An 8,367-nucleotide genomic window follows, 5' to 3' on the forward strand; every position below is an offset into this window, starting at 1 on the left:
GAACAGCAAAAATTCTTCGTATCATTTGAGCACCTTAAATTTAGACTGAAATTTATTAAAGTAATGTACCAGAAAATAATTCAAGCTGCTATTTTTAATTTTAAGAAAATAAAAGAGTCGTAATGAAAGTAACTAATATGATTAATTTTAAATTTTAATGTAAATTTTTTTCCAATATTGCTCCACTCATCTCCGCGAGTTTGGGTATAAACAAACAAAAATTTACACTAATTGATAATCTTGATGATTCAGTTTTTCTGTATCTTTTTCGGGTAATGCGGCTTCCATAATTTTAATAACTTCCTGCGCAATTTTTGCTTTAAATTCAGGTTTTAAATTGGCTGAAATTACTAAATAATGATTTTTTTGATTGTCATCATAAGTAAAACAGGCTTCAAAAATATAATCTATAGCTAATAGTTCTTCCTGATGATGCTTAATGGTTTTTTTCTTTAAGCCAAATAGAGTTTTTTGTTTATGGGATGTGGCAATAAAATTATTCCTGACGTTCAGATTAATAATAAAATGAGTATGGTGTTTAAAGAACATTAGACGTGTAATACTGCGTTGCAAAATTTTACGGTATACGGTGGGTATTCGCATTATTTTTGCGCATATAGGGGTGAGTAAGTCAATGAAAAAGCCCTGAATTTTTTTTGGTGGGGGGCTTAAAGTACTGACAGCGCTGAACTTAATTAGATTCGAGCAGTGTTGATAGTTGCTGGTATCGATTGTTGATTGCCATATTTGTTTAGAGAGCGTTGATAACGTTGAATTAGTGTTTAATGCAATTTTAATTGGCTCAACTCTAAGAAAACAGCCAACTGAATGGTCATAAATCGGATTGTCTCGTGTTGATTTAATAATATTCATTACTTTAAAGGGCTTGCCGCTTAGGGAGTCATTACAGCAATTACGTAATGCTAGCGCTAATATCGCAGATAAGCCATTATTAATACTAATATGATTTTGTTCGCAAAAGTATTTTAGCGTGTTTATTGTTTGTTTGGGTATTTTAGTATAGGTAGAGAATGACAAGCTAGCTGAATTCATGTTATCTACAACATACTTCTTGGGAAATGAGAAGAAAGAAGTGTCTTGTAAATAATTTTCCCAAAATAGGGTATTCTTTTCCAAAGAGCTTTCAATTGCATGACGTTCAGTATAAATATATTTTTTATAGTGCGTATCTGTTTCAATTTTATCATGATGAAGCTGTTTTTTGTTATAGAGCAAATAAAATTCAGATAAATCGTTAAATAAAATGTCAATTGATGCATCATCCGAAATTAGGTGAGGCATGCAAATTTGTAATTCCACTGAATTTTCTCTTAGATAAAATAACTTACCAATAATTAAAGGAGAATCTTTGCGCCAAGAATGAAAGTTGGTTAATGCAGTCATTGAGAGTTCAAGCATTTGCTCACTTTCTCGTTCTGTTAATGACTCAATATTTTCTTCAATAAGCTGCAAGAACAGATTTTTTTGAACTTGTTGCGATGGTTTAAATTTTAATATGCGATAAATTAATACCTCATGTTTTTTCAAAAGAGACTGAAAGGCAAATTCTAAAGCGATTTTATCCAAGTACCCATGGAGGCGTTTTCTTGCAACAATATTTAATTTTTTTGCCTTGGGCTCAAAAATGTTAGACATCCAAAGCACAAATTGAAAATCACTTAATGGTGTCCTGGTTATTTCACTATATTTTATTTTATTGAGCGTATTTTTTTGGTGCTCTATTTTTGGAGTACTGTTAATTAGTGGGATTAAATTAGTAAGACATGCTGCTTGGTAAAAGTCCTGAAGGGTGATGTTTTTTTCCAGCTGATGATTTATTTTTGAAACCAAGCGTGCAGCGGATAAAGAATGTCCACCAAGCTCAAAAAAATTATCATTTAATCCGATTAATTGAATACCTAACTCCTCTGACCAAAGTAGCGTTAGCTGTTTCTCTAAATCAGTAATAGGTTCTATGTAATGCTGATCGGCTGCTAATCGAGGTAGAGGCAATGCCAATTTATCTAATTTGCCATTGGCAGTAAGAGGTAAACAATCAATTCTTATAAAAGCAGTTGGAATAATATATTCAGGCACTTTATTCTGTAGAAATTGACGTAGCTCATTAGTGGTAGGTGCTAAACAGAACTCTTTAATAATGTAATAGGCCGTTAATAATTGCTCTTGCATTGCATTTCGTTGAGTTGTTACGGCTACTGTTTTAATTGCAGGATGCATAGTTAAACATTGTTCTATTTCTCCAGGCTCAATACGAAAACCGCGTATTTTTACTTGATCGTCCATTCTGCCAAAGTATTCGAGCACTCCATCGGCGCGTTTTCGGCATAAATCACCGGTTTTATACAAACGAACATTTGGTTTGTTAGTGAATGGGTCTTTAATAAATTGTTGCTGAGTTAATTCTGGTTGATTTAAGTAACCGCGTGCCAGGCAAGCTCCACCGATCAATAATTCACCAATATCGCCGTCAGGAAGAGGGGTGTTTTTTTCATCAACAATAATATAATTTATTTGCGATCCTGGTTTGCCAATGGGTACGTTAGCATCAAAATCAGTAAAACTAGAACTACTTACTTTATAGGTGGAAATGGCAACAGTGGTTTCGGTAGGTCCATATTCGTTAAATAAAATATGCTCAGGATATAATTCAAGCCACAATTTGCATTCTACAGATGATAAATTTTCTCCTCCCAAGATAATTGATTTTAAATGTGGGAGGGCAATAAAATCATTTTTTAGTTCATGTAACAGAACTTTAAAATAACTGGGGGTCAATTTGATGGTGTTAATATAGGTATTTACCAGATGTTGCAGATAATTAAGAGTGTTTTTTTTAATTTCGTCAGTACAAATAACAATGGTGAGACCTAATATTAATGGTGTTAGTGTTACTGAAACTGTCATATCAAAAATAGGATTAGAAGAAAAATCAATCCGTTGTTGTGGTTGGCAACCGGTATATTCTGCAAACCATTGACAATAATTAATTATTGAGCGATGTTCGATGAGTACACCTTTAGGAACGCCACTTGAACCGGAGGTATAAATCACATAGGCTAAGTGTTCTGGCAAAAGAATGGTTTGAGGATTATCAATTGCTTGTTCAGCGATGTTTTTTTCCTCAATATCCAGCAGGATTAATTTTCCGTGATAGTGTTTAAATTTTTCTTCTGATACAGATTCAGTGATTAGTAAAGGGGCTTTGCTATCATTTAACAGAAATAATAAGCGTTCTGTAGGCTGAGAGGAGTCAAGGGGTAAGTAAGCGCCGCCTGCTTTTAAAATAGCAATAATTGCAATGATAAAGTCAAATGAACGCGATAAAGATAGGGCAATCGGCATATCGGGTTTGACGCCGGTTTCTTTTAAGTAATGTGCCAGCTGATTCGCTTTTCCATTTAATTCCGCATAGGTAAGTGATTGTTCACCATTAAGCACGGCAATGTGCTCAGGATGCTGATTTGTATAACTTTCAAATAAGCCGGCTAGTGTATTTTTGTTATTCATTTTATTTTTTTATAGTTTTGGTAAGAGGCGGTCTAGCCATTTTGGTAGATACCAATTCCATGTTTTAAAAAGCGCCATAGTTGCTGGGACTAAAAAGCTTCGAATTAAAAAGGCATCTACAAAAATAGCAACCGCTATGCCCAGTCCGAATGCTTTAACCATCAACACATCAGCGACCAAAAACGAACTGCAAATAACAATTACGATCAGTGCAGCACTAGTAATAATACGACTGCTTTTTTCAATTCCAAAAATAATGCTTTTATTATTATCTCTGGTTTGTTGATATGCTTCTTTAATTCGGGACAGTAAAAACACCTCATAGTCCATCGAAAAACCAAATAATGCACAGAAAATAATAACTAATAAACTGATATCTAGCATTCCTTGAGGTTCAAAGTTAAGTATTTTGGCAAAATACCCGTCCTGAAAGACGAACACCAGGGCTCCATATGAAGCGCTAAGGCTTAATAAATTCATTAATATAGCTTTTAACGGCAAGAAAATTGATCTTAATAATACTAGAAGTATAAGATAGGAAAATAGCATTATCCATAAAATGGCATAAGGAAGTCTTTGATAAATACTCTGTAGTACATCAACATTGACCACTGCAGTGCCAGTTAATTGTAAATTCAGTCCATGAATGGGTTTCAGGCTTCGTAATTGAGCAATAAGTTTTTTAGTTTCAGGCGAATTTACTGGATATTTGCTAATGATATTAAGGACTGTTAAATGTTTGAGGGTTGTACTTGCCAACAGTTGTTTAACATGAATATCAGATAAGCTTTTATCTGTATGATATAACAGGTAATATTGATTTTTGGTCAAATCAGAGCTGCTGCTAATAATGCCGTTGATTTTTTTAATTCGCGGATTTTCTTTGAGTTTATTAACTAAGTCATAGATTTTATTAAGATTGGTACTTGATAAAATAGGTGATGAGGAATGGATTATCATTTGAATAGGATTTAATTCTTGAGCGTTGAATTTCTTGACGTAAGTATCATAAAAACTTCTCTGGGGTGAGTTTTCAGGGAAAATTCGGTAATCAGAGATGCTAAATTTTGCTGATAAAAATGGATATCCAAGTATTAACAGGAAAATAAGAATAGTTATGAAAAACAAATAAGGACGGAGTACTACTCGTTCTGCCAACCAATGCCAGCAGCTGAAATTATTTTCCGGATTTATGTGAGGCAAGCGGATAGTGAATAAATTAATTTTTGTTTTTATTACGGCAAGGATTGCGGGTAATAGTATGGTTGAAATCCACACTGCAAAAAATACAGCAGATAGCCCCCCTATAGCTACAGAAAATAGAATATTAATTGGGAATAAGAATAGCGCGCTTAGGCTAGCAAAAACAGCCAAACCACTAAAGAAAATAGCTTTCCCTGCAGTGCTTTGGGTTACTGCAATGGCTTCGCTAACATTTAAGCCATTCAGTAACTCATCTCGAAAACGGTTAATAAAAAACAACGAATAGTCTAAACACAGACAAAGGCCTAATAATAAAGCAATATTAATTGTAAAAACTGACAGCGTAAAAAAATGACTAAATAAATAAAGCGTTGAGAGAATAATTAATGCGCATCCACCACCTAAAATAATGGGTAGTGTGGCTGCAACCAGAGAACCAAAAACAAAAATTAAAGTAATAATAGCCACAGGAGCGGCAATAATATCTGCTCTAAAAAGGTCAATTTGGGTTTGATTGGTGACATTCTCCACAAATTGAGGTTCACCTCCGATCTGTAGTGTCATATTTGATGGTTTTTTTATTAATTCTTTAAATTGTTTTAATAATTTATTGTTTATTGGTTTTAGTGTTTTGACAATTACTACAGCATACGCTGTATGCTTGTCTTTGGAGACTTGTTGTTTGTTAGAAGGTAAAACAATCTCATGCTTAAGTGGGAAATTATCCAAACCAGATAATGATTTTTTTATTTTTGCTACATATTTAGGATCGCTCGCTAATAACTTAGGGCTATGGTACATAATAAGAAACTTGTTATTACTGTCATAATTGAATTTCTTATTTAGGTACTTTATTGCGGTAGCACTTGCGGACTGTTCATCCATAAACCCAGTAGTTTTGAATCGATCCATAATATGAGGCAGAAAAGGGATGCAGCCTAAAATAATCAGGCTCCACAGAATAATAATGGCCCAACGAAATCTATTAATAAATATTCCTGCTTGGTAAAAAATCATATTTTTTCTCATTTTAATAGGGTTGTTAACCATTCTTCTCCACCCTAAAATTTCCTAATTTTAAAATAATGTAAAATGATGACTCTTTAAACATATTAGTATAAATTAGGCATTATTGTTTTAATTTAACTATTTAAAAGGTATATGTGCATCACTACGAGGATTTGATAACTATTTTTCACGCCTGTTTCGCTGTTGATTACAACACCCGATTGCTAAAGGGTGATAATGAACCAATTTATTTACCTGCAAATGGACAACAAAATTATCACGCCATATATTTTGCTCACGGTTTTTTTAGCAGCGCATTGCACGAATGCGCTCATTGGTTGATTGCTGGAGAAGAGCGCAGAAAGCTGGTTGACTTTGGCTATTGGTATGCCCCTGATGGGCGTAATGCAGAACAACAAGCACTATTTCAATGTGTTGAAGTAAAACCACAAGCTTTGGAATGGATACTTTCTAAAGCCGCAGGGCATAAGTTTCGTATAAGTATTGATAATTTAAATGGTGAAGAAGCGAATACAGCAGTTTTTAAACACGCCGTTTACGAGCAGGTGAAGCATTATTGCTCAATAGGTTTATCACCGCGAGCAAAGCGATTTCGCGATGCTTTAAGCACTTTTTATAACCAGGCTACTATTTTGTGTGCGGATGACTTTTCATTAATAGAGTTATAAACTTTTTTCAGTTTAATGATGTAATACTACCCCCAGGGTCCAATCAAAGTTTTGCTCTGAGGGTATATAATTCACTACTTGGTTAGGAGAAAATCCATAGCCTTCAACCATCAAGGCATAATAAAAAGCGGGTAAGAGGCAATAAGCATCAAGGTATTCATTTTCAGGGAATTCATGGTTTAATTCTTCCCATTGTCGGTGACAGGCGAAATTATTTGCTTGTTGAAGGAAATTTTGATTTGTTAATTGGCTGTTTGGAAAGTGGAATGGTTTGCTTTCAGCAAGTTTGGCAATTCCCGAAAGTGCATACCATGAATGCACTGGATTTTCCGCCAAGGTAGGCTGAACTATCTGGTTTGTTTTATGTACTCCATTGATTAACGAAGCGATTTGTTCGACACATTCTGACGCATTGCCTTGTCCTGCTTCACCGTTAGGAAGAGGGTAGTTATTAGCAAAACAGGAAGTAGAATCAAGAAGTTGGTGCGTCATTTCATTTTGACCTAATCCAAGAAAGCTGTGTACAAATAAATTAAGGTGTTGGTGATATAGATTTAATTCAATGAGTGAGTCTTTATTGATGTTAGGGATCGTATTATTTTTTATGGAAAAAGCAATTTGTGTTGAGGCACCCCCAATATCTAAAACACCTACAGTCTGCGAGGGAGATTTAAGTGTATCTAGATGATAGTTTACAGATAGCCAGTCATATAATGCTTCCTCATTTCCTGTAATGGTTTTAGCATCTATAAGCTGCCAGTTTGATTGCTGATTGAACCAGTTTTTTAGATTTTGATAATAAATTTTTTGTTTGGCTTGTGGTATTAAACGCATGCCTGCTGTTGCATAAAAATAAACGGGTATTTGCTGTACAGAAGTTTCTGAGAAAAGCTTATTCATGTAAGTATTTACGGTATTTTGGTTTAACTCAAGGGTGGCAAAGCCAGGAGTCTCTTTATTAAACCCTATTTCAGTGATGTTAATTGGGGTATTGGTTTCATCCAAGTCATAAGAAAAAATATGTAATCTTGAGCCAGTACTTCCGGCGTCGATTACAGCAATACATTGATGCTCTGTGCAGGAACTTGTGTTAGCAAAACTAATGGAGTTAATTAAGAAAAGGGAAGCAATTAATAGCAAAAAACGCATTATTAGTAAGTTCCATATAAGTTTATCCAAAAATTATACATTGTGTTTTTTGTATTTTCAATAGCATGAATGGCGCGTGATACCAGAAAAATGATAGACTATTTTGTTAATGCTACTATCTTGACGAAGATAGGCTGATTTTCTTGGTATCCATGTCTTTAAGCCATACTTTCAGCGCCCGAAAAACAACCTATTGTCGCTCAAGTCAGTAAAATATCAATAGACTCTAGTTTTTCTGGCGATTATATGATGACTAAAACACATCGCGGTTCTATTTATGCTCTTTTATCTGGTTTTTTATATGGTTTTATTGGTTATTTTGGAATAAGCGCTATTAATAATGACCTGTCTATCAGCACTATGTTATTTTGGCGATTTTTTATATCAAGCAGTGTTATTTTAATTGTTTTATTTCCACAACTGAAAAAGCCAACTGATAACTACAAACAAATATTAGGTGCTTTTTTTACCGGTGTTATTTATTATAGTCTTTCCAGTTGGCTTTATTTTCTGGCTTGCCAATACACAAGTTCTGGTTTGTCCATGGTACTTTTTTTTACTTATCCCGTTTTAATTCTGTTAATTAATTTTTTCGTATATAAACAGGTAATTACCAAGGTTTATTACCTGGCAATTCTGGTGATATTAATTGGCATGTCTTTTTTAGTTGATATAAATGGTGTATCGCTGAATTTATGGGGTATATTATTGGGCGTAATTTCCGCATTTTTTTATGCTTGCTATATCATCGCCAGCAAAAGAAACAATCTTTCACCAAATATATCTACCC

The 8,367-nt window shown here is 34.1% G+C and carries 5 protein-coding genes; 2 read left to right on the forward strand and 3 right to left on the reverse strand.

From position 1 onward, the window contains the following. Window positions 1-222 precede the first annotated feature (222 nt). Together WA877_RS01345 and WA877_RS01350 are read right to left on the reverse strand one after the other, a co-directional pair. Window positions 223-3,528, reverse strand: a complete 3,306-nt coding sequence (locus WA877_RS01345) for an amino acid adenylation domain-containing protein (RefSeq protein ID WP_425169146.1) — start codon at window positions 3,526-3,528, stop codon at window positions 223-225. Window positions 3,529-3,537: 9 nt separating this feature from the next. Beyond that, window positions 3,538-5,748, reverse strand: a complete 2,211-nt coding sequence (locus tag WA877_RS01350) for an MMPL family transporter (RefSeq protein WP_425169147.1) — start codon at window positions 5,746-5,748, stop codon at window positions 3,538-3,540. 146 nt (window positions 5,749-5,894) lie between these two features. Here WA877_RS01350 and WA877_RS01355 point away from each other — a divergent pair, with 146 nt between their 5' ends. After that, window positions 5,895-6,428, forward strand: coding sequence for an elongation factor P hydroxylase (locus WA877_RS01355; RefSeq protein ID WP_425169148.1), 534 nt, complete (start codon window positions 5,895-5,897; stop codon window positions 6,426-6,428). 12 nt (window positions 6,429-6,440) lie between these two features. Here WA877_RS01355 and WA877_RS01360 read toward each other — a convergent pair whose 3' ends face one another. After that, window positions 6,441-7,580 carry a multidrug DMT transporter permease gene (locus WA877_RS01360; protein WP_425169150.1) on the reverse strand — a complete coding sequence of 380 codons (1,140 nt, stop codon included), beginning with the start codon at window positions 7,578-7,580 and terminating at the stop codon, window positions 6,441-6,443. 243 nt (window positions 7,581-7,823) lie between these two features. Here WA877_RS01360 and WA877_RS01365 point away from each other — a divergent pair. Further along, window positions 7,824-8,367, forward strand: a 544-nt coding sequence (locus WA877_RS01365; RefSeq protein WP_425169149.1) for a DMT family transporter, incomplete at its 3' end; no start/stop codon positions are given.

It is taken from the genome of Legionella sp. (assembly GCF_049790535.1).
GTDB lineage: Bacteria > Pseudomonadota > Gammaproteobacteria > Legionellales > Legionellaceae > Legionella.